Origin of the sequence: Rhodoblastus sp. (genome assembly GCF_041915505.1) — a bacterium.
Taxonomy (GTDB): Bacteria; Pseudomonadota; Alphaproteobacteria; order Rhizobiales; family Beijerinckiaceae; genus Rhodoblastus.
The window spans coordinates 1-22,540 of the sequence record NZ_JAYSBG010000022.1 but is presented as its reverse complement, the minus strand read 5'-3'; the positions used below and the strand labels follow the sequence as shown (position 1 = coordinate 22,540).

The 22,540-nt window shown below is 64.9% G+C and carries 27 protein-coding genes and 1 pseudogene; 26 read left to right on the top strand and 2 right to left on the bottom strand.

Annotated elements, in window-relative coordinates; genetic code table 11:
• The 24 genes and pseudogenes from ACE3S9_RS03040 to ACE3S9_RS02925 all read left to right on the top strand — a co-directional run.
• Positions 1–794: nickel-dependent hydrogenase large subunit (locus tag ACE3S9_RS03040; protein ID WP_374544955.1), on the top strand; the 794-nt coding region annotated here is incomplete at its 5' end.
• 183 nt (positions 795–977) lie between these two features.
• Positions 978–1,703, top strand: coding sequence for a Ni/Fe-hydrogenase, b-type cytochrome subunit (gene cybH / locus ACE3S9_RS03035; protein ID WP_374544954.1), 726 nt, complete (start codon positions 978–980; stop codon positions 1,701–1,703).
• A 1-nt stretch (position 1,704) separates the two neighbouring features.
• The gene (locus ACE3S9_RS03030; RefSeq protein WP_374544953.1) at positions 1,705–2,295 is read left to right on the top strand and encodes a HyaD/HybD family hydrogenase maturation endopeptidase; all 591 of its coding nucleotides are present in this window, start codon (positions 1,705–1,707) and stop codon (positions 2,293–2,295) included.
• Position 2,296: 1 nt separating this feature from the next.
• Entirely contained in the window at positions 2,297–2,872 is a 576-nt protein-coding gene (locus ACE3S9_RS03025) for a HupE/UreJ family protein (RefSeq protein ID WP_374544952.1), read from the top strand.
• Between the two features lie 75 nt (positions 2,873–2,947).
• Complete coding sequence (locus ACE3S9_RS03020) at positions 2,948–3,235, top strand: HypC/HybG/HupF family hydrogenase formation chaperone (RefSeq protein ID WP_374544951.1); 288 nt, start codon at positions 2,948–2,950, stop codon at positions 3,233–3,235.
• A gap of 165 nt (positions 3,236–3,400) precedes the next feature.
• Positions 3,401–3,841 carry a hydrogenase accessory protein gene (locus ACE3S9_RS03015; RefSeq protein ID WP_374544950.1) on the top strand — a complete coding sequence of 147 codons (441 nt, stop codon included), beginning with the start codon at positions 3,401–3,403 and terminating at the stop codon, positions 3,839–3,841.
• Between the two features lie 3 nt (positions 3,842–3,844).
• Positions 3,845–4,702: a hydrogenase expression/formation C-terminal domain-containing protein gene (locus ACE3S9_RS03010; protein ID WP_374544949.1), complete on the top strand. Its 858-nt coding sequence runs from the start codon at positions 3,845–3,847 to the stop codon at positions 4,700–4,702.
• A complete protein-coding gene (locus ACE3S9_RS03005) occupies positions 4,699–4,914 on the top strand; it encodes a rubredoxin (protein ID WP_374544948.1) in 216 nt (71 codons plus the stop codon). The genes ACE3S9_RS03010 and ACE3S9_RS03005 overlap by 4 nt, the downstream gene beginning before the upstream one ends.
• On the top strand, positions 4,907–5,407 hold the full coding sequence (hybE, locus tag ACE3S9_RS03000) for a [NiFe]-hydrogenase assembly chaperone HybE (RefSeq protein ID WP_374544947.1): 501 nt from the start codon (positions 4,907–4,909) through the stop codon (positions 5,405–5,407). The genes ACE3S9_RS03005 and hybE overlap by 8 nt, the downstream gene beginning before the upstream one ends.
• Entirely contained in the window at positions 5,404–6,447 is a 1,044-nt protein-coding gene (locus ACE3S9_RS02995; RefSeq protein ID WP_374544946.1) for a nickel-dependent hydrogenase large subunit, read from the top strand. Before hybE ends, ACE3S9_RS02995 begins: the two co-directional genes overlap by 4 nt.
• Entirely contained in the window at positions 6,440–6,781 is a 342-nt protein-coding gene (gene hypA, locus ACE3S9_RS02990; RefSeq protein ID WP_374544945.1) for a hydrogenase maturation nickel metallochaperone HypA, read from the top strand. Before ACE3S9_RS02995 ends, hypA begins: the two co-directional genes overlap by 8 nt.
• Positions 6,781–7,767 (top strand): hydrogenase nickel incorporation protein HypB, encoded by a 987-nt coding sequence (hypB, locus tag ACE3S9_RS02985; RefSeq protein WP_374544944.1) that lies wholly within the window; start codon positions 6,781–6,783, stop codon positions 7,765–7,767. Before hypA ends, hypB begins: the two co-directional genes overlap by 1 nt.
• A complete protein-coding gene (hypF, locus tag ACE3S9_RS02980) occupies positions 7,767–10,127 on the top strand; it encodes a carbamoyltransferase HypF (RefSeq protein ID WP_374544943.1) in 2,361 nt (786 codons plus the stop codon). The genes hypB and hypF overlap by 1 nt, the downstream gene beginning before the upstream one ends.
• 4 nt (positions 10,128–10,131) lie before the next feature.
• Positions 10,132–10,365: a HypC/HybG/HupF family hydrogenase formation chaperone gene (locus ACE3S9_RS02975; protein ID WP_374544942.1), complete on the top strand. Its 234-nt coding sequence runs from the start codon at positions 10,132–10,134 to the stop codon at positions 10,363–10,365.
• Positions 10,362–11,507, top strand: coding sequence for a hydrogenase formation protein HypD (gene hypD, locus ACE3S9_RS02970; RefSeq protein WP_374544941.1), 1,146 nt, complete (start codon positions 10,362–10,364; stop codon positions 11,505–11,507). Before ACE3S9_RS02975 ends, hypD begins: the two co-directional genes overlap by 4 nt.
• Complete coding sequence (gene hypE / locus ACE3S9_RS02965) at positions 11,504–12,553, top strand: hydrogenase expression/formation protein HypE (RefSeq protein ID WP_374544940.1); 1,050 nt, start codon at positions 11,504–11,506, stop codon at positions 12,551–12,553. The genes hypD and hypE overlap by 4 nt, the downstream gene beginning before the upstream one ends.
• Before the next feature lie 11 nt (positions 12,554–12,564).
• Positions 12,565–14,238 (top strand): hydrogenase maturation protein, encoded by a 1,674-nt coding sequence (locus tag ACE3S9_RS02960; protein ID WP_374544939.1) that lies wholly within the window; start codon positions 12,565–12,567, stop codon positions 14,236–14,238.
• Positions 14,235–15,686 carry a sigma-54-dependent transcriptional regulator gene (locus ACE3S9_RS02955; RefSeq protein ID WP_374544938.1) on the top strand — a complete coding sequence of 484 codons (1,452 nt, stop codon included), beginning with the start codon at positions 14,235–14,237 and terminating at the stop codon, positions 15,684–15,686. Before ACE3S9_RS02960 ends, ACE3S9_RS02955 begins: the two co-directional genes overlap by 4 nt.
• Positions 15,676–17,037 carry a sensor histidine kinase gene (locus ACE3S9_RS02950; protein ID WP_374544937.1) on the top strand — a complete coding sequence of 454 codons (1,362 nt, stop codon included), beginning with the start codon at positions 15,676–15,678 and terminating at the stop codon, positions 17,035–17,037. Before ACE3S9_RS02955 ends, ACE3S9_RS02950 begins: the two co-directional genes overlap by 11 nt.
• Positions 17,038–17,126: 89 nt before the next feature.
• Entirely contained in the window at positions 17,127–17,864 is a 738-nt protein-coding gene (locus ACE3S9_RS02945; RefSeq protein WP_374544936.1) for a TerC family protein, read from the top strand.
• Positions 17,865–18,008: 144 nt separating this feature from the next.
• Complete coding sequence (gene secE / locus ACE3S9_RS02940) at positions 18,009–18,200, top strand: preprotein translocase subunit SecE (protein ID WP_374544935.1); 192 nt, start codon at positions 18,009–18,011, stop codon at positions 18,198–18,200.
• A gap of 53 nt (positions 18,201–18,253) precedes the next feature.
• On the top strand, positions 18,254–18,787 hold the full coding sequence (gene nusG / locus ACE3S9_RS02935; RefSeq protein WP_374544934.1) for a transcription termination/antitermination protein NusG: 534 nt from the start codon (positions 18,254–18,256) through the stop codon (positions 18,785–18,787).
• A 165-nt stretch (positions 18,788–18,952) separates the two neighbouring features.
• Positions 18,953–19,555, top strand: coding sequence for a DJ-1/PfpI family protein (locus ACE3S9_RS02930; RefSeq protein ID WP_374544933.1), 603 nt, complete (start codon positions 18,953–18,955; stop codon positions 19,553–19,555).
• A gap of 145 nt (positions 19,556–19,700) precedes the next feature.
• A pseudogene (locus tag ACE3S9_RS02925) lies at positions 19,701–20,042 on the top strand (ribbon-helix-helix domain-containing protein); the annotation flags it as partial.
• A gap of 154 nt (positions 20,043–20,196) precedes the next feature.
• On the opposite strand, the gene ACE3S9_RS02920 reads toward ACE3S9_RS02925, so the two are convergent.
• A complete protein-coding gene (locus ACE3S9_RS02920) occupies positions 20,197–20,937 on the bottom strand; it encodes a Crp/Fnr family transcriptional regulator (RefSeq protein ID WP_374544932.1) in 741 nt (246 codons plus the stop codon).
• Positions 20,938–21,133: 196 nt separating this feature from the next.
• Between ACE3S9_RS02920 and ACE3S9_RS02915 the strand changes: the two genes are divergently transcribed.
• Complete coding sequence (locus ACE3S9_RS02915; protein ID WP_374544931.1) at positions 21,134–21,406, top strand: hypothetical protein; 273 nt, start codon at positions 21,134–21,136, stop codon at positions 21,404–21,406.
• Here the strand turns inward: ACE3S9_RS02915 and ACE3S9_RS02910 are convergent.
• Positions 21,392–22,045 (bottom strand): MarC family protein, encoded by a 654-nt coding sequence (locus ACE3S9_RS02910; protein WP_374544930.1) that lies wholly within the window; start codon positions 22,043–22,045, stop codon positions 21,392–21,394. The two genes, ACE3S9_RS02915 and ACE3S9_RS02910, sit on opposite strands and share 15 nt — an antisense overlap.
• A 103-nt stretch (positions 22,046–22,148) precedes the next feature.
• Here ACE3S9_RS02910 and ACE3S9_RS02905 point away from each other — a divergent pair.
• Positions 22,149–22,540, top strand: a 392-nt coding sequence (locus ACE3S9_RS02905) for a cupin domain-containing protein (protein WP_374544929.1), incomplete at its 3' end; no start/stop codon positions are given.

Sequence of the window (22,540 nt, the reverse complement as noted above, 5' to 3'; positions counted from 1 at the left end):
ATCCGGTCGATCATCGCGATCCGAACGAGATCCAGGAGTTCGTGACCCATAGCTGGTACAAATATCCGGACGAGACCAAGGGGCTGCATCCCTGGGACGGCATTACCGACCCGCATTACGAGCTCGGCCCCAACACCAAGGGCACGCGCACCAATATCGAAAGCCTCGACGAGAGCGGCAAATATTCCTGGATCAAGTCGCCGCGCTGGAAGGGGCATGCGATGGAGGTCGGCCCGCTCGCGCGCTGGATCGTCGGCTATGCGCAGGGCAAGCCGGAGTTCAAGGAGCCGGTCGAAAAGGTGCTCACCGACCTCGGCCTGCCGGTCAACGCTTTGTTCTCGACACTCGGCCGCACCGCGGCGCGCGCGCTGGAGAGCCAGTGGGCGGCCTATAAGATGCGGCATTTCCAGAACAAGCTGATCGCCAATATCAAGAATGGCGACAGCTCGACCGCCAATGTCGACAAATGGGACCCGAAGACCTGGCCGTCCGAGGTCAAGGGCGTGGGCTTCACCGAGGCGCCGCGCGGGGCTTTGGCCCACTGGATCAGGATCAAGGACGGCAAGATCGATAATTATCAGGCGGTCGTGCCGACCACCTGGAACGGCAGCCCGCGCGATCCGAAAGGCAATATCGGCGCCTTCGAAGCCTCGCTGATGGATACGCCGATGGCGGATCCCAACCAGCCGGTCGAGATCCTGCGCACCTTGCATTCTTTCGATCCGTGCCTCGCCTGCTCGACGCATGTCATGAGCGAGGACGGCCAGGAAATGGCGAAAGTGCAGGTGCGGTAAAGGGCGAGGCGCCGGTCGTCCCTTCTCCCCTTGCGGGAGAAGGTGGCGCGAAGCGCCGGATGAGGGGGTCTTGGTCGTTTAAAACGCCCCCTCATCCGTCTCGCCGTTCGCGCGGCGAGCCACCTTCTCCCGCGAGGGGAGAAGGGAAAAGGCTAAAAACATAATACGATCGGGGAGGCCGCGATGAATGTCATAACGCAGGTCAACGATATTACGGACTCGCATGGCGAAAAGACCGTCGCGCGCCGCACGGTCTATGTCTACCAGGCGCCGGTGCGGCTCTGGCACTGGGTCAACGCGCTCTGCATGGTGACGCTTTTTATCACCGGCTATCTGATCGGCACGCCGCCGGACAGCGTGACCGGCGAGGCCAGCGCGCATTTCCAGATGGGCTATATCCGCTTCGCCCATTTCGCGGCGGGGCAGACCATGGCGGTGCTGTTCCTGTTCCGCATCTATTGGGCTTTCGTCGGCAACGCCCACGCCAAGCAGATTTTCTACGTGCCGTTCTGGCGCGCGGATTTCTGGAAAGGCGTCTTCCACGAATTGCGCTGGTACGCCTTTCTGGAGAAATATCCCAAGCAATATGTCGGGCATAATCCGCTCGCCCATCTGATGATGTTCTTCGTCTTCACCCTGGGCACGGCGTTCATGATCGTCACCGGCTTCGCGCTCTATTCCGAGGGCGCCGGCCGCAGCAGCTGGCAATATGCTCTGTTCGGCTGGGTGTTCTCGATCTTCCCGAACAGCCAGGACATTCATACCTGGCATCACCTCGGCATGTGGGTTCTGGTCTCCTTCACCATGGTCCATATCTATGCGGCGGTGCGCGAAGACATCATGTCGCGGCAGTCGATGATCTCCTCGATGGTCTCCGGCGAGCGCCAGTTCCGTGACGAGGGCGTCTGACATGACAAACAAGACTCCTCGCAGGGTTCTCGTGCTCGGCATCGGCAATATCCTTTGGGGCGACGAGGGCTTCGGCGTCCGCGCTCTCGAAGTCTTCCACGCCTTATTCGTCACGCCTGAAAATGTCAGCCTGCTCGACGGCGGCACGCAGGGTCTCTATCTTGTGCAATTCGTGCAGGAGGCCGACGATCTCCTGGTGTTCGACGCCATCGATTATGGCCTGGAGCCCGGCACGCTGAAACTGGTTCAGGGCGACGAAGTGCCGAAATTCACCGGCGCCAAGAAAATGAGCCTGCACCAGACCGGCTTTCAGGAAGTGCTTTCCGCAGCCGATCTGATGGGCGATTATCCGGAGCGGCTCGTCCTGATCGGCTGTCAGCCTCTCGACCTTGAGGATTGGGGCGGGCCGCTGACCGCGCCGGTACGCGACCGCCTCGTGCAGGCGGCGGAACTCGCCGCTGTCATTCTGGAACAATGGGGCGCGCCCTGCCGCCGCCGCGCGCCGGGCGAGGCCGTCGAGCCGCTGCTTGGCAATGATATCGACATGACCAGCTACGAAACGCGGATCGCTGCGGTCCGCACGGGAGGATGAAATGAAGAAAATCCTGAAGACCGCCGCCGCCGCGACCGCGCTTGCTTTTTTCCCCTTCGCGGCCTCGGCCCATCCCGGCCTGCACGCCATGGGCTTCGAGGACGGCTTCGTCCATCCCTTCACCGGCGCGGATCATCTGATGGCCATGATCGCAGTCGGTTATTGGGCCGGCCAGTTCGGAGGGCGGATGCGCTTCGCCATTCCGGCTATTTTCGCCGGCGTCATGGTTGTCGGCGCGGCGCTTGGCTTTCATTCCGAGGCCCCGGGCTTCATCGAATATGGCATCGCCGCTTCTGTCGCGGTCATGGGCCTGCTGATCGCCTTTGACGTGAAAATGCCGGCTTTGGCCGCCGCGGCTCTCGTCGGCGCCTTCGCCTTCTGCCACGGCTTCGCCCATGGCGCCGAAGCGCCCGCCGCCGCGACGGAGATCTCATTTTTCTCCGGCTTCGTGCTGGCGAGCCTGATCCTGCAAGGAATCGGCCTCGGCCTGTCCATGCTGCGTCCGGGCAGAACCTTGTCCCGCATCGCCGGCGCTCTGGTCGCGCTGGGCGGCGCCTGGCTGCTCGGTAACGCCTGAGAAGCTTCATCCCCTCTCCCCGCAAGCGGGGAGAGGGTCGGGTGAGGGGCAGATCGTAACACAGGAAAACAAGCCATGTGTCTGGGCGTCCCGATGCGCATCGTCGAAGGCGACGACATTTCGGCTTTATGCGAGCGTCGCGAGGAGCGGCGGCGGGTTTCCATGCTGCTGCTCGGCCCGCAGCCGATCGGGACGCAGGTCCTGATCCATATCGACACGGCGGTCCGCGTTCTGGACGCCGAAGAGGCGGGTCTGATCGATCAGGCCCTGGATGGCCTCGCCGCCGCCATGCGCGGCGAGGATTTCGGCTCCGCTTTCGCTGATCTCGATCGCGAGCCGCAATTGCCCGACCATTTGCGCTGACCGACTGGAAAGTGCCTGACCGCTGATGTAAGGTCTCTTTCCTGAACAAGACGGCGACGCGCGGCGCAAGCGCAAGAAAGCCTGCCATTTCCGGCAATTTTCTTTTCTACGGATCTGGCGCCCTTCTTGCGGAAAGTCCGTGACAAAAACGAAAGAGGAAACGCCATGACTGCGCCCTTTCTGGACGCGCTGATTCAGCGCGCCGGCCTGCCTCTCGTCGATGAAACCAATATCGACGCTTTTCTCGCTCCGGCCTTGGGCGAAAGCGCCCATGCCCTGCTGTTTTTCTCCGGCGCCGCCGCGCCGCGTCCGGAAAGCTCGGACGTCGCCGCCGTGCTGCCGGAAATTCTGCGCGCCTTCGCCGGCCGCCTGCGGGGCGCCGTGGTTGCGCCCGAGGCCGAGGCCAAGCTGAAGGGTCGTTTCCAGATTTTCGTCCTGCCCTCGCTCTGCGTGACCCGTGCGGGCGATCCGGTCGGCGTGCTACCGAAAATTCTCGATTGGTCGGTCTATCTCGAAAAGATCGAGGCCGCGCTCGATCCGAAGGCGCCGGCGTTGACCGGGCCCAAGGGGCCGAAAGTGGAATTCACCTTTTCGCAGGGAGCCTGAGCGATGAAAGCGGGATTTTGGGTTGCGCCCGAGGGCGGCGACAATGCGATGACCGTGATGCCGATCGGCGGCGATCCGCTCGACGAGGCGCCTGCCAGACGCAAGATTTCCCTGCTCGCGACCGGAAAGGCGGAGGAGTTGATCGCGGCCTGTCCGCGGGTCAGCAAGCTGCTGCCGGCGGTGGTCGCGGCGCTGGAGACGCAGCAGGCCAATGCGCCGGGCCTGCTGTTCGACCTTACCGAATTCTCGACGGACGAGTTGAGCCTGATCGACGATGTGGTGGGCGAGGGCGAGGTCGCCGGCCTGGTGTCGCTGCCCGATGGGGTCGGCGCGCAGATCCAGGAATCCGTCATGGCGGGCCTGTGGCGCGTGCGCTTCACCGATCCGAACGGCAAGCTGTTCGCCGATTATCTCGAAGTGTCGAGCCTGCCGGAAATCGCGCGTCGGGCCGCTTTGGTCAATTGCCAGCCGCTCGACATGGGCGAGCCGCCGGCCGGCGCCATGAATGTGATGCCGCTGCTGGCCGAGATCGCGGATCGTTCTGAGACGCATCGGGTCGGCGAGCCGAGCCACACTGTCACCTTCTCGCTGCTGCCGATGACGCCAGAGGACATGAGCCATCTGCAGAAGCAGCTTGGTCCCGGCGCGGTGCGCCTTGTCTCGAAGGGCTATAGCTCCTGCCGCATCCTCTCCACCGGCACGAAAAACGTCTGGTCGGTGCAGTTCTTCAACGCCATGGACGAGATCGTGCTCGACACACTCGAGGTCGGCGACGCGCCGGCGGCGGCCTGCGCGGCGGAGGACGATTTCCGCGACAGCGCCCAGCGCCTGCGCGAGATGGAGGAGGCCTATTTCGCATGACCGGGTTCGAGAATTTCGGCAAGAATCGAAATGTCGACGACCATGCGAAAATGGAATGCGGCGTCTGCTGGCAGGTCTATGACCCGGCGGAAGGCGATCCGGTGTGGCAGATACCGCCCGGAACGCCTTTCACGGCGCTGCCCGAGGATTGGCGCTGCCCCCATTGCGACGCCGCGCAGGCGCGCTTCATGAGGCTCGGCGACAATGGATGAAGACGCGCGCGTCATGGAATGCGCGCGCCTGGCGGAACGGCTGGAGGCGCATTTCCGCGCGGTTCACGAGGGCGCGATGCGGGACGTGCCGATCTGCAACGAACGGCTGGACGTCGCCGCGACCGGGTTCCGGCCTTGCGGCGATTGGGCGGTGGGCATTGTCGTGACGCCCTGGTTCATGAATGTTATCGCGGCGCCTTTCGCTGATGCGCCGGCGGTGGCGGCGGCGCCGGGGACGACCGAGACCCTGGCGCTGCCCACCGGCGCGGTGGAGTTTCTGGCGGCCGATCTCGACGGCTTTCCTCGGCTGTTGATGTGCTCGCTGTTCTCGCCGATGCAGGATTTTGTCGATCAGGAGGCGGCGGTTGCGACCGCGCAGGCCGCGCTCGACCTGCTGCTGGCGCAGCCTGCGCCGCCACCCCCGCCCGCGCCGCAATCCATGGACCGCCGGGCCTTTTTTCGCGGCGCCTTTTCGCGCGAGGCGGCGTCATGAGCGCGGCGGCGGCCTCTCTTGTTTTGCGCGCGCGTGTGCGCGAAGGCGTGGTCGAGCATGTCGAGATCGTCTCGCCGCGCGCCGATCCGTCGCCGCTGTTCATCGGCCTCGCGCCGGCGGAAGCCGCGATCCTGGCCGGCCGGCTATTCTCGCTGTGCCCGGCCGCGCAATCGCTCGCCGCGCTGGCGGCGGGCGAGGTGGCCGCGGGCGTCGCGGTCGACGAGAGAGAAATCCGTGCGCGAGGGCTGAAACTGCTGTGCGAGCGGCTGGGCGAAATGCTGCGCGCCAGCCTGCTCGATTGGCCCGCCGACGGCGCGCCCGCCTCGGACGACATCGCGGCTTTGCGGGAGGCGCTCAAGCTCTTACGCGCCTTGCCCGAAAACGGCGGCGATCTGTTTCCGCGCCTGAGCGAGGTCGCCGGCGCGCTGGGCTTGGGCGACGGCTCCGGCGTTTTCGTCCGCCAGATGGCGGAAGCGCGCGCCGACAGCGAAACGACGCAGTTTTCGGCGGTTCCGCTCGATCCGCTGCGCGTCGAAGACGATCCGGCCGTCTGGGACGCGATGACGTGCGACGCGGCTTTCGCGCGCCTGCCCGCCTTGCCGGGGCGTTGTCCTGAAACCGGCGCCGCCGCGCGGCAACGTTGCGCGGAGGGTGGTTTGGCAGCGCGGCTCGCGGCGCGGCGCGCCGATATGGCGGCGACGCTTGAGGCGATCGGCCGCGTGATAGAGGGTGGCGCGGCGCCGAACGGCTTGATCGCCGTGCGCGGCGATGGCGCGGGGGGCGGCTTCGCGGCGGTGGATTCCGCGCGCGGCCGGCTCCATCATGCCTTGCGGCTCGACGATGCCGGGCGCATCGCGGATTATCACATTGTGGCGCCCACGGAATGGAATTTTCATCCGCAAGGCCCCTTCGCACGGGCGCTGCTTGGCGCCACAATCGGCCAGGGCGCGACGGCGAAACGGCGGGTGGAGCGACTGGCTTTCGTGTTCGACCCGTGCATTCGCGCCGTCGCCGAAATTTCGGACCAAAGCCATGCATGAAATGTCGTTGACCGAAAGCGTGGTCGAGATCTTGGCTGAGGAGGGCCGCCGGCAGGGTTTTGGACGGGTCAAGACGGTCTGGCTCGAAATCGGGGCTTTGTCCGGCGTCGAGCCTGAGGCGATGGAATTCTGCTTCGATGTCGTCACGCGCGGCACTCTGGCCGAGGGCGCCAAGCTGGAGATCGTCCGCACGCCGGGGCAGGGCTGGTGCCTCGATTGCGAGAAAAATGTGGCGCTGTCCGAACGCTTCGGCGCCTGCCCCGAATGCGGCGGCCACAAGGTGCAAATGACCAGCGGCGACGAAATGCGCGTCAAGGAACTGGAGGTCGAATAATGTGCACGGTTTGCGGCTGCGGAACGGCCACCCAGGAAGGTGACAAGACGCTAAGCGATAAGGCGCAAGGCGCACACACGCATAGCCATGCGCATGGCGATCACGTCCATTCGCACGCGCATGACCACCATCATGATCATGATCATGAACACGACCACGATCACGCTCATGGCCACGATCACGATCATCATCATGACCACGATCATGGGCATCATCATCACAGCCATGCCCACGGCCCCGTGGGCGAAACACTCGATTACGGCGCCGGGCTCGCGGGAGTCCATGTTCCCGGCCTGAGCCAGGAGCGCATCGTCCAGATCGAGCGCGACATTCTCTCCAAGAACCGCACCTATGCGCAGGACAATCGCGGCGCTTTCGCGCGCAAGGGCGTGCTGGCGCTGAATTTCGTTTCCAGCCCCGGCTCGGGCAAGACCTCGCTGTTGGTGCGGGCGATCAATGATCTCAAGGACAGGCAATCCATCGCGGTGATCGAGGGCGATCAGCAGACCTCGAACGACGCCGAGCGCATCCGCGCCACCGGCGCCAAGGCGATCCAGGTCAATACCGGCAAGGGCTGCCATCTCGACGCCCATATGGTCGGCCATGCGCTGGAGACGCTCGACATTGCCGACCATTCGCTGCTGTTCATCGAAAATGTCGGCAATCTGGTCTGCCCGGCGGCGTTCGATCTGGGCGAGGCGCATAAGGTCGTGCTGCTCTCCGTAACCGAGGGCGAGGACAAGCCGGCCAAATATCCCGACATGTTCGCCGCCGCCGACCTGATGCTGCTCAACAAATCCGACCTGCTGCCGCATCTCGATTTCGACGTCGGCGCCTGCATTGCTCATGCTTTGCGGGTCAATCCCAATCTGCAGACTTTGGTGGTCTCGGCCAAGACCGGCGAGGGCCTCGCCGCCTTTTACGCCTGGATCGAGGCGCGCGCCGCTCTGGCGCGCCGCAAGGCCGAGGAGAGGAAGGCCGGCTGATGGACGCGCTCGCGGCCGAGACGAAGACCGAACTGACGCGCCTGCGTCTGCGCCTACGCGGCGCTGTGCAGGGCGTCGGCTTCCGGCCTTTCGCCTATGGGCTGGCGACGCGCTACGGCCTCGGCGGTTTCGTGCGTAATGACGCCTCCGGCGTCACGCTTGAAATCGAGGGCGCGGAGACGGAGGCCTTCGTCGCAGCGTTGCGGCGCGAACTGCCGCCGCTGGCGCGGCTCGACTCTGTCGAGATCGAACGGGTTTCGCCGCGCGGCCAATGCGATTTCACCATTCAGGCCACCCGCTCCGGCGTCGCGCGCACGCGCATTCCGGCCGACGCCGCGACCTGCGACAAATGCCTCGACGACCTGTTCGATCCGGCGAGCCGGTTTCATCTTTATCCCTTCGTCAATTGCACCCATTGTGGCCCGCGCTACACGCTGACGCAGCGGCTGCCTTATGACCGCGCCCAGACCTCGATGGCGCGGTTTCCGCTATGCGCCGATTGCACGCGGGATTACGCCGATCCCGCCAACCGGCGCTTCCATGCGGAGCCCATCGCCTGTCCGACCTGCGGGCCGCGCCTGTCGCATCAGCCGGAGGAGATCGTCGCGGCTTTGTGCGCCGGGAAAATCGTCGCGCTGAAGGGGATCGGCGGCTTTCATCTGCTCTGCGACGCCAAAAACGCCGAGGCGGTGGCGCGGCTCCGCACGCGGAAGAACCGCGAGGCGAAGCCTTTCGCGATCATGGTCGCCAATGCGGCTTCGGTCGCCTTGTTCGGCAGACCGAGCGCGGCGGAACGCGCGCTGCTTTCTACGCCGGCGCATCCGATCGTTCTGGTCGAGAGCCGCGGCAATCTGCCGGCCGCGGTCGCGCCCGATATGGCGCGGCTCGGCGTCATGCTGGCCTATGCGCCGGTTCATCATCTGCTGTTCCACGCGGCGGGCGGCGCGCGCGACGCTGCGCAGGATTTCGCGCTGGTCGCGACCTCCGCCAATCCCGGCGGCGCGCCGCTCATCACCGACAATGACGAGGCGCGCGAAAAGCTCGCCGCCATCGCCGACCTGATCGTGACGCATGATCGCGACATTGTCGTGCGCGCGGACGATAGCGTGATGCAGATCGTCGATTGCGCGCCGGCCTTTCTGCGGCGGGCGCGCGGTTTCGTGCCGGAGCCGATCGACCTTGGCGTAGACGGCCCGAGCGTGCTGGCCTGCGGCGGCCATCTCAAGGCGACGTTGACGCTCACACGCGGGCGCGAAGCTTTCGTCTGCCAGCATATCGGCGACCTGTCCGACGCAGAAACCTATCGTTTCTATCGCGAGAGCGCGGCGCATCTGTTGCGCCTGCTCGACGTGAAGCCGGAAGCCGTCGCCTGCGATCTCCATCCCGATTATTTGTCGACTCGTTTCGCCGAAGAAAGCGGCGCGCCCGTGCTGCGTTTCCAGCATCACGCCGCCCATGTCGCGGCGGTGGGCGCCGAACATGGCCTTGGCGGCGCCTTGTTCGGCGCGGCTTTGGATGGTCATGGTCTTGGCGATGACGGCGCCAATTGGGGTGGCGAGGCGTTGCGGCTCGACGGGCAGGGCGGTTTTGCGCGCGTCGGCCATCTTGCGCCGTTGGCGCTGCTCGGCGGCGACCGCGCGGCGCGCGAGCCTCTGCGCATGGGAATAGCCGCTTTCGCCGCGCTTGGCCGGCTGGACGAGGCGGCGGGTTTTTTCGCCGCTTGGCCGGAGGCGGCGCAACTGGTTCGCTTAGCGTCACGCGGCGCGCCGGTCACGACCAGCGCCGGGCGCCTGTTCGACGCCGCATCCGCCTTGCTTGGCTTCGCCCGGCGGCAGGATTTCGAGGGTCAGGCGGCGATGCGGCTCGAAGCTTTGGTCCGCGCGCCGCGTGCGCTGGAAGGCGGCTTCATTCTACGCGACGGAACGGTCGATTTCGCGCCTCTGCTGACGCATCTCATCGACGCGCGGCCCAGCCCACGCGAAGGTGCCGAACTGCTGCACGGCACGCTGATCGCGGGCTTCGCCGCCTGGCTTGCGGCGCTGACGCGGCCGGGCGAGGCCATCGCGCTCGGCGGCGGTTGTTTGATGAATCGCGTGCTCGCGGAGGGGCTCGCCGTCGCTTTGCGGGAACGCGGATTTGCGCCCTTATTGGCGCGGAAGCTTCCCCCGAACGACGGCGGTTTGTCGCTCGGCCAGGCGGTTCTGGCGCGGGCCGTCATTGCGAGCCAACGGATCCGGCCTTTGGCCGGTCCGATGACAGGCTCCGCGAAGCAATCCACGCTGCGGCTCGCCACAAAGGTGGATTGCTTCGTCGCTGTCGCTCCTCGCAATGACGGCGCGGGCGAACGAGAGAGAGGGTAGAAAAATGTGCCTGGCCATTCCTGTGCAGGTGACGGAATTGCTTGAAGGCGACATGGCGCGCGTCACGCTCGACGGCGTGCAGAAAACCATTTCGCTCGCCTTGGTCGAGGACGTGACGCCCGGCGATTACGTCATCCTCCATGTCGGCTATGCGTTGAACAAACTCGACCCGGAAGAGGCCGAGAAGACCCTCGCGCTATTGGCGGAAGCGGGGCAATTACAGGGAGCGGGCGCATGAAATATGTCGACGAATATCGCGACGGCAAACTGGCGCGCGCCATAGCCGCGACCATCCGCGCCGAAGCCCGGCCGGACAAGGATTACCGCTTCATGGAATTCTGCGGCGGCCACACGCACGCCATCGCGCGCTACGGCCTGGAAGATCTGCTGCCGGAAAACGTGCGCATGATCCACGGACCGGGCTGCCCGGTCTGCGTGCTGCCGGTCGGCCGCATGGATGACGCCATCAAGCTCGCGCAAAGGCCAGACGTCACGCTCTGCACCTATGCCGATCTGATGCGCGTGCCCTCATCCGATAGCAAAAGCCTGCTCAAGGCCAAGGCGGCGGGCGCGGATATCCGCATGGTTTATTCCACGCTCGACGCGCTGCGCATCGCGCGCGACGAGCCGGAGCGCAAAGTGGTCTTCTTCGCCATCGGCTTCGAAACGACCACGCCGCCGACGGCCATGGCGATCCTGACCGCGCAGGCCGAGGGTCTGAAGAATTTCTTCGTCTTCTGCAATCACGTCCTGACGCCGGCGGCGATCCAGAACATCATGGAAAGCCCCGAAGTGCGGGAACTCGGGACAGTCCGCATCGACGGATTCATTGGCCCGGCCCATGTCTCGACCGTGATCGGCACGCGCCCCTATGATTTTTTCGCGGAAGAGTTCCAGAAGCCGGTCGTGGTCGCCGGTTTCGAGCCGCTCGACGTGATGCAGGCGATCTTGATGCTGACGCGCCAGGTCAATGAGGGCCGGCACGAGGTCGAGAACGAATATATCCGGGCCGTCACGCCGGACGGCAATCTCAAGGCCCAGGACATCGTCAGCTCGATTTTCGAGCTTCGTTCGTCGTTCGAATGGCGCGGCCTCGGGCAGGTTCCCTATAGCGCGCTGAAGCTCCGCGATGAGTTCGCGGCCTTCGACGCCGAAAAGGTGTTCGATGTCGCGACGGTCCCGGCTAGCGACAATCCGGCCTGCGAATGCGGCGCCATCTTGCGTGGCGTCAAGCGGCCGGTCGACTGCAAATTGTTCGGGACTTTGTGCACCCCGGAGACGCCGATGGGCTCGTGCATGGTGTCGTCCGAAGGGTCCTGCGCGGCTTATTGGACCTACGGCCGCTTCCGCGACGTTCATCAGGAAAGGCAAGCCTCGTGAACGCGCCGCGCCTCAGAATCAGGAAGCTCGACGTGAAGAACGGCCGCGTCGATTTGACCCACGGCTCCGGCGGTCGCGCCATGGCCCAGCTCATCGCCGAAATCTTCCGCGACGCTTTTGACAACGACCTGCTCGCGCAGGGCAATGACCAGGCCGTATTTCCCGTCGCCGGCGGTCGCCTCGCCATGACCACGGATGGCTATGTCGTCTCGCCGCTGTTCTTCCCCGGAGGCGACATAGGGTCGCTGGCGGTGCACGGCACGGTCAACGATCTCGCCATGTCCGGCGCTCGGCCGTTGTATCTCTCCGCCAGCTTTATCCTCGAAGAGGGATTTCCGCTCGCCGATCTGCAACGCATCGCGCGAAGCATGGGCGCTGCGGCTCGCGAAGCCGGCGTCAGGATCGTCACCGGCGACACCAAGGTGGTCGAGCGCGGCAAGGCGGATGGGGTGTTCATCTCGACGGCCGGAATCGGAACCGTGCCGGACGGCCTCTATCTGTCCGGCGATCGGGCGCGGCCCGGCGATGTGATCCTGGTCTCGGGCTCCATCGGCGACCATGGCGTCGCCATCATGTCGAGCCGCGAGAACCTGCAATTCGATACGGCCATTCTTTCAGATTCCGCCGCCTTGCACGGACTGGCGGCGGATATGGTCGGCGCCTGCGGCCCGCATCTGCGGCTGATGCGCGATCCGACCCGTGGCGGACTCGCCGCGACGCTCAATGAGATCGCGCATCAATCCGGCGTGGGCGTCCGCATTGACGAGGACGCGCTGCCGGTGAAGAAGGAAGTCGCCGCCGCGTGCGAATTGCTGGGCCTCGACCCGCTTTATGTGGCGAACGAGGGCAAGCTCGTCGCTTTCGTCGCGGCGGAGGCGGCGGAGAGGCTGCTCGCCGTCATGCGCGCGCATGAGCTTGGACGGGACGCCGCGATCATCGGCCATGTCGTGCAGGACGAGCATCGTTTCGTGCAGATGGCGACGAGTTTCGGCGGCGACCGCATTGTGGACTGGCTGTCCGGCGAGCAATTGCCGCGCATCTGCTGAAGGACCGAGAAATGCGGATTCTTCTGCTCTGCCATTCGTTCAACAGCCTGACCCAAAGGCTGTTCGTCGAGTTGCGCGAAAGGGGCGAGGAGGTCAGCGTCGAATATGATGTGTCGGATGATGTTCTGCGCGAGGCGGTGGACCTGTTTCGTCCGGATGTGATTCTCGCCCCCTTCCTGAAACGCGCCATTCCCCAAGACGTCTTTCGCCAGACCCTGTGCTTGATCGTCCACCCCGGGCCGCCCGGCGACCGAGGCCCTTCAGCGCTCGACTGGGCCATTTTGGAGGGGCGGGAACAATGGGGCGTGACGCTGCTGGAGGCGGTCGAGGAACTGGACGCCGGCGCGGTGTGGGCAAGCCGCGCCTTCCCGATGCGCGCGGCGACAAAATCGAGCCTTTACCGGGGCGAGGCGACGCGCGCCGCCGTCGAATGCGTTTTCGAGGCGTTGGACATGCTGAGGGCGGGCAGGCGGCCCGGGCCACCGCCGCCGTCGAGTCCCATCAAGCCGTTTTGCGAAAGGTCGCGTCGCGCGGTCGATTTTACCCTGGACGATACCGCGACTGTGCTGCGCAAGATCCGCTCCGCCGACGGCTCGCCCGGCGCGCCGGCCGAGATCGCCGGCCGCAGGCTGCTATGCTGCGACGCGCGCGAAGCGACCGGCCTGCCTCGCGGCGCTCCCGGAACGCTTCTGGCGCGCAGCGGACCAGCGGTCGCGGTGGCGGCGCGCGACGGCGCGGTCTGGATCGGCCATTTGCGAGACATTCCCGCCGGCTCCCTGAAATTGCCCGCGAGCCATGTCCTCGCCGAGGAAGCCTCGCGGTTTCCGGAAGCGCCGGGCTATTCCAGCGTCCGTTTCGAACAGGCCGGCGAGATCGGCTATCTCCATTTCGATTTTCACAATGGCGCGATGGCCGTGGCCGATTGCGAAGCGCTCGGCGAGGCGATCGCGGCGGCGCGCAAGCGTCCGGCGCGCGCCCTGGTGTTGACGGGGGGAGCCGATTACTGGTCGAACGGCCTCCACCTTGGCGTCATCGAGGCGGCGGCGAGCCCGGCCGAGGAATCGTGGCGAAACATCAACGCCATGAATGATTGCGTTCGCGCGCTGCTCGACATCAATGACCGCCTCGTGATTTCCTGCATCCGCGGCAACGCCGGGGCGGGCGGCGTCTTTCTGGCGCTCGCGGGCGATATCGTCCTGATGCGGCGCGGCGTGGTTCTCAACCCGCATTACAAGGACATGGGCAACCTTTACGGCTCCGAATACTGGACCTATCTTTTGCCGCGGCGGGTCGGCGCGCAGACCGCGCGGAAGATCACCCAGGGAAGGCTGCCCATCGGCGCGGACGAGGCGTTGCGCCTGCGCCTTGTCGACCAGATCTTACCGGAGGAGCCGGCGGAGGCCTTCGCGGCGCTGCGCGCTCACGTCGAGGCTCTGGTCGGATCGGATGAATTTGGCCGTCGTCTCGCTGAAAAAGCGGCGCAAAGGGCTGATGACGAGGCGCGAAAGCCGCTTGACGCTTATCGAGCGGAGGAACTGGAAAAAATGCGGCGCAATTTCTGGGGCTTCGATCCTTCCTACCATGTCGCGCGCCACAATTTCATTCGCAAGGTGGTGAAATCGCGGACCCCGCTGCATCTCGCCGCACACCGCTCGGTCCGCTCGCGTGACAAGGTGATGTCATGAGTCCGTCCGGAGCCGTCCTCATCGTCGATGACGAATTGCGCTCGCTGGAAAGCCTGCAACGGGTGCTCAGCGAGGAATTCGACGTGCTCTGCGCGCAGAACGCGCGCGAGGCCGAGGCGATCCTGGCCGGCGATCTGGTGCAGGTGATCCTGTGCGACCAGCGCATGCCGGGCGAGACGGGGGTCGATTTCCTGCGCCGTGTGCGCGAGACCTGGCCGGACCCGGTGCGGATGATCATCTCCGGCTTTTCGGAATCGGAAGACATTATCGCCGGCGTCAACGAGGCCGGCATCTATCAATATATCACCAAGCCCTGGCATCCCGAGAAACTGGTCGATTGCGTGCGCGACGCGGTGCGGCTCTATCGGATGCAGAAGGAGCCGGGCGGCCTCGGCTCCGACGCCAAGCCCTCGCACGACACGCTCAACCGGGTGTTGGCGGAGCGGCGGCGCGAGCAGCGGCGGATGTTCGAATTCGACCGCATCGTCCACGAGCCGGACGGTCCGATGGCCGAGACTTTGGCTCTGGCCCGCAAGGCGACGCGTTACGATATTTCGGTGCTGGTCACCGGGGCTTCCGGCGCCGGCAAGGAATTGCTCGCGCGCGCCATTCACTTCGGCTCGGCGCGTGGCGACAAGCCTTTTGTGGTCGAGAATTGCGGCGCGCTGCCCGACGAATTGCTGGAAAGCGAATTGTTCGGCTGCAAGAAGGGCGCTTATACCGGCGCCTATCAGGACCGCATCGGCCTGTTCGAACTGGCCGATGGCGGCACGATCTTTCTGGACGAAGTGGGCGAGACCTCGCCGGCCTTTCAGGTCAAGCTGCTGCGCGTGTTGCAGGAGCGCGAAATCCGCCCGCTCGGCGCGACGCGCTCGCGCAAGGTCGATGTGCGGGTGGTGTCCGCCACCAATCGCGATCTGGAGCGCGAGGTGGAGGAGGGGCGTTTCCGCCGCGACCTCTATTACCGCCTCAACGCCTTTCCGATCCATCTGCCCTCGCTCGCGGAGCGCAATGGCGATTTGCCGAAGATCGCCGCCAATCTGCTTGATGAGGTTAACCGCGCCTTTCGCCGCAAGGTCGCGGGGTTTGAGCCGGAGACCATGACACGCCTGCGCGCCCATAATTGGCCGGGCAATATTCGCGAATTGCGGAACGAGATTCAGCGCATGGTGGCCATGTCCGACGATGACGCGCCGCTCGGCCCCGATCTGCTGTCGCCGCGCATCGGCGCCGCGCCCGCCGTCAACGGTCCTGACGGCGCCGGCCTGCTGAAGGATCAGGTCGAGGCGCTGGAGCGCCGGATCATCGCCCGCGCGCTGGAGGAGCTTGGCGGCAATATCAGCCGCGCGGCGGAGCGGCTCGGCCTGTCGCGGGTCGGCCTACGCGCCAAGATCGATCGCTACGACCTGCGCCGCGACCTGCTTCAGGACGCAGAGCATGACGACTGACCGTTCCGGGCGGCCCGGAAATATCCTCGCCCTCGCGGGATCGGGGCTGGAGACCGAACTGACCGACAATCAGGAATCGGTCTGGCGCGATGTCGTCAAGCGCGTGGACGAGGTCTATTCCGACCTGCTGCGCTACGAGGCCGATCTTGAAAGCAAGAACGCCGAACTGGAGGAAGCGCAGAGCTTCATCTCCAGCGTCATCGCCTCGGTTTCCGACATTCTCGTGGTCTGCGACGAGCGGGGACAAGTGCTTCAGGCCAATCCGGCCTTTGTCGCTTTGCTCGGCAGGGCGGAAAGCGTCCTGATCGGGCGGCCGTTGCTCGATCTGGTCGGGCCGGAAGATCGTGACGAGGCGCGACGCCACCTTTCGGGCGGGCCGCGCAGCGAAGCGGCGGCGCAGGCGATCGATTGCGAATTGCATTTCCTGACCGCAAACGGCCCGTCCGATGTGATGGCGATCAATTTTTCCGGCCGCTACGATCATTCCGGCCGCTGCGTCGGCTCGGTGCTGACCGGCCGTCCAATCGGCGAATTGCGCCGGGCCTATCAAGCGCTGCACAGCGCGCATCTGGAATTGCAGAAGGCGCAGCGCAAGCTGATCGAACAGGAGAAAATGGCCAGCCTCGGCCGCCTCGTCGCGGGCGTGGCCCATGAGCTGAACAATCCCATCTCCTTCGTCTATGGCAATGTCCATGTGCTGGACCGCTATCGGAAAAGCCTGACGGATTATTTCGCGGAGGAAGGCGCGGCGGGCGGCGATGACGCGCTGCGCCGCAAATATCGCATCGACGCCATCCTGCGCGATCTGGAGCCGTTGATCGAAGGCACGCTGGAAGGCGCCAAGCGCATCAGCGAAATCGTCAAGAACCTGCGCCGCATCTCGTTCAATCGCGCCCATGAGGCGCAGAAGATCGACGTGGAGCGGATTCTCGCCACGGCGGTGCAATGGGCGGCGCGGGCGAAGAAGAATCACGCCCAATTCGACGTCAATGTCGCGCCGGGCCTGTTCGTCTGGGGCAATGAGGGCCAGATCCACCAGATCGTCGTCAATCTGATTGACAACGCCATCGACGCCGTGCGCGGAATCAGCCGGCCGCTGGTCGAGGTGCGGGCGGCGCTCGTCGGCGGCGACGTCGAGATCGTGGTGTCCGACAATGGTCCGGGCATCGCCGATGTCGCCTTCGACAAAATGTTCGAGCCCTTCTTCACCACCAAGACCGTGGGCGAGGGCACCGGCCTCGGCCTATGGATCTCCTACGCCATCGCCCGCGAGCATGGCGGCTCGATCAGCGCGGCCAATCGCGAGGGCGGCGGCGCCCAGTTCACGCTCCGCTTGCCGACCGGCGGCTGAGACAACGCCGTTTTCTCTTCACAATCAGACGTCTATAGTGGCGGCCCAGCGCGAACGTCGCCGCGCGGTTGTAACCGCCAGAGGGGAATTTGGAACATCTAGCTGTCTTCACCCATATCGACGCCTGGGTTAGCCTGGCGACGCTGACCGTGCTCGAGATCGTCCTTGGCATCGACAATCTCGTTTTCGTCGCCTTGTCGACCCAGGGCCTGCCGCCGGCGCGCGCCGCTCTCGCCAGCCGCCTCGGCCTCGGCATGGCGATCGTCTTCCGCCTCACTTTGCTCGGCGGCATGGTCTGGCTGACCCATCTCACGTCGACCCTGTTCTCGATCGGCGGCCATGGCGTTTCCGGCCGCGACCTCATCCTGACCCTGGGCGGCGTGTTCCTGCTCTACAAGGGCACGATGGAGATCCACGAGGAGATCGACCCGGACGCCGAGGAGGGTCACAGCAAGGGCAAGAGCTTCTGGAAGGCCATTTTCCAGATCGCCGTTCTCGACATCGTGTTCTCGCTCGACAGCGTGCTGACCGCCATCGGCATGGCGGATGATTTCATTGTCATGGCGCTGGCGGTGATTCTGGCGGTGGGCATGATGATCGTGGCGGCGGGGCCGATCGGCCAGTTCATCCGTGAAAATCCCACGGTCAAGATGCTTGCTCTGTCCTTCCTGCTGCTGATCGGCATGACCCTGGTGGCCGACGGCTTCGGCTATGACATTCCCAAGGGCTTCATCTATTCGGCGATCGGCTTCTCGCTGGTGGTGGAGGGGCTGAACCAATGGGCGCGCCGCAGCCGCAAGGCGCGCGGCGACAGCCCCGAAGGTTAAAACCGCCGCTGTCAAGAAAAAACTTGGCGCAGTCGCCGGGCTTCGTTATAAGACGTGAATGTGGCGCGCGGCCGAAAGGTCCCGCGCCGCCTTTCTTTTCGCAACCCGCCGTGCGGCAGACTCAGGCGGCGAATCGGGACCGACATGGCCAATCCGTTCAATTTTCTTCAGGAAGTGCGCGCCGAGGCCAATAAGGTGACTTGGCCTACTCGCCGCGAGACCTTGATCACGACCGGACTCGTGGCCCTGATGGTCTTCATGGCGGCCCTGTTCTTCGTCTCGGTCGACCAACTCATCCGTCTCGCCGTCCAGTTCATCCTCAGCTTCGGGCGCTGAGCGCGCGGCGAGCGGCAGCCTGGCCGCCCAACCCAGTTTCCTCGGATAAATCCATGACCAAACGGTGGTATATCGTCCACGCTTATTCGAATTTCGAGAAAAAGGTCGCCGAATCGATCCGCGAAGGCGCGGCCCAGCGCGGATTGATCGATAAATTCGACGAAATTCTCGTCCCGACCGAACAGGTCGTCGAAGTGCGGCGCGGGCGCAAGTTCAATTCCGAGCGCAAGTTCTTCCCCGGCTATGTGCTGGTGAAATGCGACCTTTCGGACGATGTGTTCCATCTCATCAAGAACACGCCGAAGGTCACAGGCTTCCTGGGCTCCGACAACAAGCCCATGCCGATTCCCGAACATGAGGCCGAGCGGATCAAGGGCCAGGTCGCCGAGGGCGTCGATCGTCCGAAGACCTCGATCTCCTTCGAGGTCGGCGAGAAGGTGCGCGTCAACGACGGCCCGTTCGCCTCCTTCGAGGGCCTCATCGAAGAAGTGGACGAAAGCCGTTCGCGCGTCAAAGTCGCGGTGTCGATTTTCGGCCGCGCCACGCCGGTCGAGCTGGAATATGGCCAGGTCGACAAGCTGGCGTGAACGGCGCGTATCGCTTTTTTCGCTATTGCAGGGCCGGGCTTGTCCCGGCCCTTATCGTTTGCGCGCGATAACCCGGTAACACCCGCGCGCCCGGCGGCGCTCCATAATCCCCTCCGCAAGCGCACAGCGGTCCCAAGCCGCGGCTTGCCCAACGGAGGATTTTCGATGAGCGCCAAAAATATCCTGATGATCGTCGGCGATTTCGGCGAGGACTATGAGATTATGGTCCCGTTCCAGGCGCTGGCGGCCGTCGGCCATCGCGTCCACGCCGTCTGCCCCGACAAGGTCGCGGGCGACGTCATCGCCACCGCGATCCATGATTTCGAAGGCGACCAGACCTATACCGAGAAGCGCGGCCATAATTTCGCGCTGAACGCCAGCTTCGCCGAGATCCGCCCCGAAAATTACGATGTCCTGGTCATTCCCGGCGGTCGCGCGCCCGAATATCTGCGGCTGAATCCGGCGGTGATCGAATTGGTCCGCCATTTCTTCACGGCTAACAAGCCGGTCGCCGCCATCTGCCACGGCGCGCAATTGCTGGCGGCGGCGGGCGTGCTGAAAGGACGCACCTGCTCGGCCTATCCCGCCTGCAAGCCGGAAGTCGAACTTGCCGGCGGAACCTATGCCGACATCGCCGTCGATGCGGCGGTGACGGACGGCAATCTCATCTCCGCGCCCGCCTGGCCGGCCCATCCGGCCTGGATCGGGCAATTGCTGCAGCAGATCGGCGCGCCGGTCGCCCAGACGACGCAGCGCGCGGCCGCCTGATACCGCGGCCGCCGCCGGCGATTGAGACCCCGCTATGAACACGCACAATCGCTCGAGCGATTGTGCGTGCGCGGATTTGCAAAGACCCGCATCCGCGCTTATCTATTTGTCAGGGCGCGGCCCGTCGCCCGCAAGGCGTGACGCCATGTGCCAATTATTCGTCAATGCCGATCCATCGCTTTGGCAGACCCGGCTGCGGTCGGTGCGCATGCATGGCTTCTCCACCAGCGTCCGGCTGGAAAAGGTCTATTGGACTCTGCTGGAGGAAATCGCCCGGCGCGACGGCTTGAGTGTGCCCGAAATTCTGGCGCGGCTTTATGAGGAAGTGCTGGAAACGCATGGCGCGGTGGAGAATTTCTCCTCCTTCCTGCGCGTTTGCTGCGCCCGCTATCTGATGCTTCAGCTTGCCGGCGATATTCCGCTCGATCAGCGCCAGCCGATTGCCGCTCTCGACGCGCCCGCCATTCTGGCGCGGGAGCGCAAGCGTCTGGAGCAGAGCCGTCTGGAGCAGGGGCGCCTGGAGCAGGGCGCGGAAAAGCGCGCCGCGCAGGCAAGCGAGAGCGCCGCCGACAGTCTTGCCGGACGATGCGAGGCCCGCGCAGGCGTCTGATACAAAAAGGTGCGTCGATTCAGCCGCACGCTCAGGCCATTTTGCGGGCGGCGCGGTCCAGGGCGACGGAGCGTCGCGGGGCGCCCTCGGCAATATAGTCTTCGAGCCGCGCGCGCGAGGGGATGACGACGGCGCCATAGCGCATATGGACCAGCCCCTTGTCGGCGAGCCCGCGCAGCAGGCGGCCCACCTTCTGCCGGGAGCCGAAGCCGAACTGGCCGATATGGGCCTGGGTCAGCGCGGTCGGCTCGCCCTCATGGGCGATGCCGCAGGCGCTGGAGGAGGCGAGCAACAGCAGGTAAACCAGCCGCTTTTCCGGTCCATAGGCGGAGAAGGACAGCATCCAGCCGGTCAGGAAGCGCGTCCATTCGCCGACATGCTCGATCACCTGGCGCAAGGCTTCCGGATTGTTCGAGACGGTCTTCTGGATATCGCGGCAGGGAAAGGCGACGGCGGTGGCGTGGCCCGAACTCCAGAGATCGTGCACCAGCGGCTCCGAGCCGAAACAGCCAAGCCAGGTCGCCCAGCGGCCGGGGAACACGGGCAGGCAGGAATAGCCGCCCTCGGCCGTCGACAGCACCAGATCGATGCTTCCGGCGACGATATAGCGGAGATGTTCCGGCTTTTCGCCGCGCAGGGTCAGAAGGGTCCGCTCCGTGAAATGCTCGATCCGGGCCTTTCCCGCCAGTTCGCGCCGCTGAGCGTCGCTCAGCGTGGCGAAAACGCTGCAGGCGTTGAGGATCGCGGGCACGTCGATGGGCTTAGGGGGCATCGTTCCGATTCAGCAACGGCGGTAACCATGAATGTTAATTGTGTTGGATGGCGCGCCAAATGTTATTTCCGCGCCTTCCGCTGATCTGCTCCTCGTCTTAAACTTTGCGAAAAGGCGCAGAATAGCCACCTTTTCGCGCAAGCTCTTGCGAGGGGTTTCATGACACGCGCATCTTGCGCGAAGAGGGTTAATGTTTATGAAAGATCTCGCGCCTCCCGAGACCGAAAATGGCTCAGTCGAGGAGGTTTTGCTCGAGACCATCGTGTCGGCGCATTATCTGGCCTTGCAGATGCGCATGCTGGCGGGCGCGCCGTCTTTCCGGGGCGCTGTCGAAACGGAGCTGATGGCCGAAGCCCTGAGTCGCTGGGCGCATCGCGCCGGGGTGAGCTGGATCGAGGGCGCGGCCGGCAAGACGCCCGAATCGGACGCGGTGGAGCAGGGCGAGCGGCCCCGGTCAGTGGGTCGCTAGCACGCCGACTTCCTGAAGCGCCTCGATGACGCCGTGGAAGATCAACCCGCCGCCCATGGCGGCGACGAAGAAACCAGTGATTCGGGTAATGGCGTCGATGCCGAGCCGACCGATTCGCCCCACCAGCTTTTCCGCATAAGCCAGGCACAGGAACGTCACGGCCATGGCCCCGATGATCGAGGCGGCGATGGCGAGAAAGGCCATCAGTTCGAATTGCGATTTCTTGACCAGCGAGGTCATGCCGAGAATGGTCGCGATCGCGCCGGGCCCGCACATCAGCGGCATGGCGAGCGGCACGAAGGCGATATCGCCCTGATCCTTGCCGGCGGGCGCGGCGAAGGCGCCGCCCGAGGACGAGGCGGAGAACAGTTCGAAGCCGATCTTCAGCAGCACGATGCCGCCGACCACCCGCACCATGCTGAGCGATACGCCGAAGATCTTGAGGATGATCGCCCCGAAAATCAGGAAGAAGAACAGGAGTCCCGCGGCATAGAGGCTGGCGCGGCGCGCCACCGCGCGCTGCTCGGCCGGGCTTTGGCCTTGCGTTATCGTCAGGAAGACGGGCAGGGCCTCCAGCGGATTGACGATCGCCAGCAGGGTGGTGAAGGTGCTGATGAAGAGGGTCAGTTCCTGGTTCATGGCCTCGTCTGTCGATTTGCGTCGCGATGGAATTCGCGCTTTCCCTCCGCTATAACAGCCCGAATAGGTCGCCAAGGCAAAGAATCTCAGCCAGGGAGGCAATATGCTGACGCGCCGCATTTTCGCATCCTGCGCTCTCTGCGCGGTTGGCGGCTTCATGGCTACGGGGGTCGAGGCCGAGAGCCCGGCGTCGACGGGGCTCAAGCGGGAGATCCTGAAACGGATCGACGGGCCGACGCCCGAATACGAAACCATCATCGCCACGGCCGAGATCGCGCCGGGCTGGGACGTCCCCCGCCACATCCATCCCGGCATCGAATCGGCCTATATCGTCGAAGGCGGCGGCGTTCTGTCGGTCGATGGCGAGGCGCCCCGCGCGGTCCGCGCCGGCGACGCCGTGCAGATCCCGGCGCGGAAGCCGCATTCGCTCAAGGGCGGCGACAAGCCGACCAAAATCGTCTCGACCTATATTCTCGAAAAGGGCCAGCCGATCGC

Excerpts from the sequence above, each read along its gene's own strand:
- cybH (WP_374544954.1), top strand. The coding sequence starts at position 978 with ATGAATGTCATAACGCAGGTCAACGATATTACGGACTCGCATGGCGAA.
- ACE3S9_RS03030 (WP_374544953.1), top strand. The coding sequence starts at position 1,705 with ATGACAAACAAGACTCCTCGCAGGGTTCTCGTGCTCGGCATCGGCAAT.
- ACE3S9_RS03025 (WP_374544952.1), top strand. The coding sequence starts at position 2,297 with ATGAAGAAAATCCTGAAGACCGCCGCCGCCGCGACCGCGCTTGCTTTT.
- ACE3S9_RS03020 (WP_374544951.1), top strand. The coding sequence starts at position 2,948 with ATGTGTCTGGGCGTCCCGATGCGCATCGTCGAAGGCGACGACATTTCG.
- ACE3S9_RS03015 (WP_374544950.1), top strand. The coding sequence starts at position 3,401 with ATGACTGCGCCCTTTCTGGACGCGCTGATTCAGCGCGCCGGCCTGCCT.
- ACE3S9_RS03010 (WP_374544949.1), top strand. The coding sequence starts at position 3,845 with ATGAAAGCGGGATTTTGGGTTGCGCCCGAGGGCGGCGACAATGCGATG.
- ACE3S9_RS03005 (WP_374544948.1), top strand. The coding sequence starts at position 4,699 with ATGACCGGGTTCGAGAATTTCGGCAAGAATCGAAATGTCGACGACCAT.
- hybE (WP_374544947.1), top strand. The coding sequence starts at position 4,907 with ATGGATGAAGACGCGCGCGTCATGGAATGCGCGCGCCTGGCGGAACGG.
- ACE3S9_RS02995 (WP_374544946.1), top strand. The coding sequence starts at position 5,404 with ATGAGCGCGGCGGCGGCCTCTCTTGTTTTGCGCGCGCGTGTGCGCGAA.
- hypA (WP_374544945.1), top strand. The coding sequence starts at position 6,440 with ATGCATGAAATGTCGTTGACCGAAAGCGTGGTCGAGATCTTGGCTGAG.
- hypB (WP_374544944.1), top strand. The coding sequence starts at position 6,781 with ATGTGCACGGTTTGCGGCTGCGGAACGGCCACCCAGGAAGGTGACAAG.
- hypF (WP_374544943.1), top strand. The coding sequence starts at position 7,767 with ATGGACGCGCTCGCGGCCGAGACGAAGACCGAACTGACGCGCCTGCGT.
- ACE3S9_RS02975 (WP_374544942.1), top strand. The coding sequence starts at position 10,132 with ATGTGCCTGGCCATTCCTGTGCAGGTGACGGAATTGCTTGAAGGCGAC.
- hypD (WP_374544941.1), top strand. The coding sequence starts at position 10,362 with ATGAAATATGTCGACGAATATCGCGACGGCAAACTGGCGCGCGCCATA.
- ACE3S9_RS02960 (WP_374544939.1), top strand. The coding sequence starts at position 12,565 with ATGCGGATTCTTCTGCTCTGCCATTCGTTCAACAGCCTGACCCAAAGG.
- ACE3S9_RS02955 (WP_374544938.1), top strand. The coding sequence starts at position 14,235 with ATGAGTCCGTCCGGAGCCGTCCTCATCGTCGATGACGAATTGCGCTCG.
- ACE3S9_RS02950 (WP_374544937.1), top strand. The coding sequence starts at position 15,676 with ATGACGACTGACCGTTCCGGGCGGCCCGGAAATATCCTCGCCCTCGCG.
- secE (WP_374544935.1), top strand. The coding sequence starts at position 18,009 with ATGGCCAATCCGTTCAATTTTCTTCAGGAAGTGCGCGCCGAGGCCAAT.
- nusG (WP_374544934.1), top strand. The coding sequence starts at position 18,254 with ATGACCAAACGGTGGTATATCGTCCACGCTTATTCGAATTTCGAGAAA.
- ACE3S9_RS02930 (WP_374544933.1), top strand. The coding sequence starts at position 18,953 with ATGAGCGCCAAAAATATCCTGATGATCGTCGGCGATTTCGGCGAGGAC.
- ACE3S9_RS02920 (WP_374544932.1), bottom strand. The coding sequence starts at position 20,937 with ATGCCCCCTAAGCCCATCGACGTGCCCGCGATCCTCAACGCCTGCAGC.
- ACE3S9_RS02915 (WP_374544931.1), top strand. The coding sequence starts at position 21,134 with ATGAAAGATCTCGCGCCTCCCGAGACCGAAAATGGCTCAGTCGAGGAG.
- ACE3S9_RS02910 (WP_374544930.1), bottom strand. The coding sequence starts at position 22,045 with ATGAACCAGGAACTGACCCTCTTCATCAGCACCTTCACCACCCTGCTG.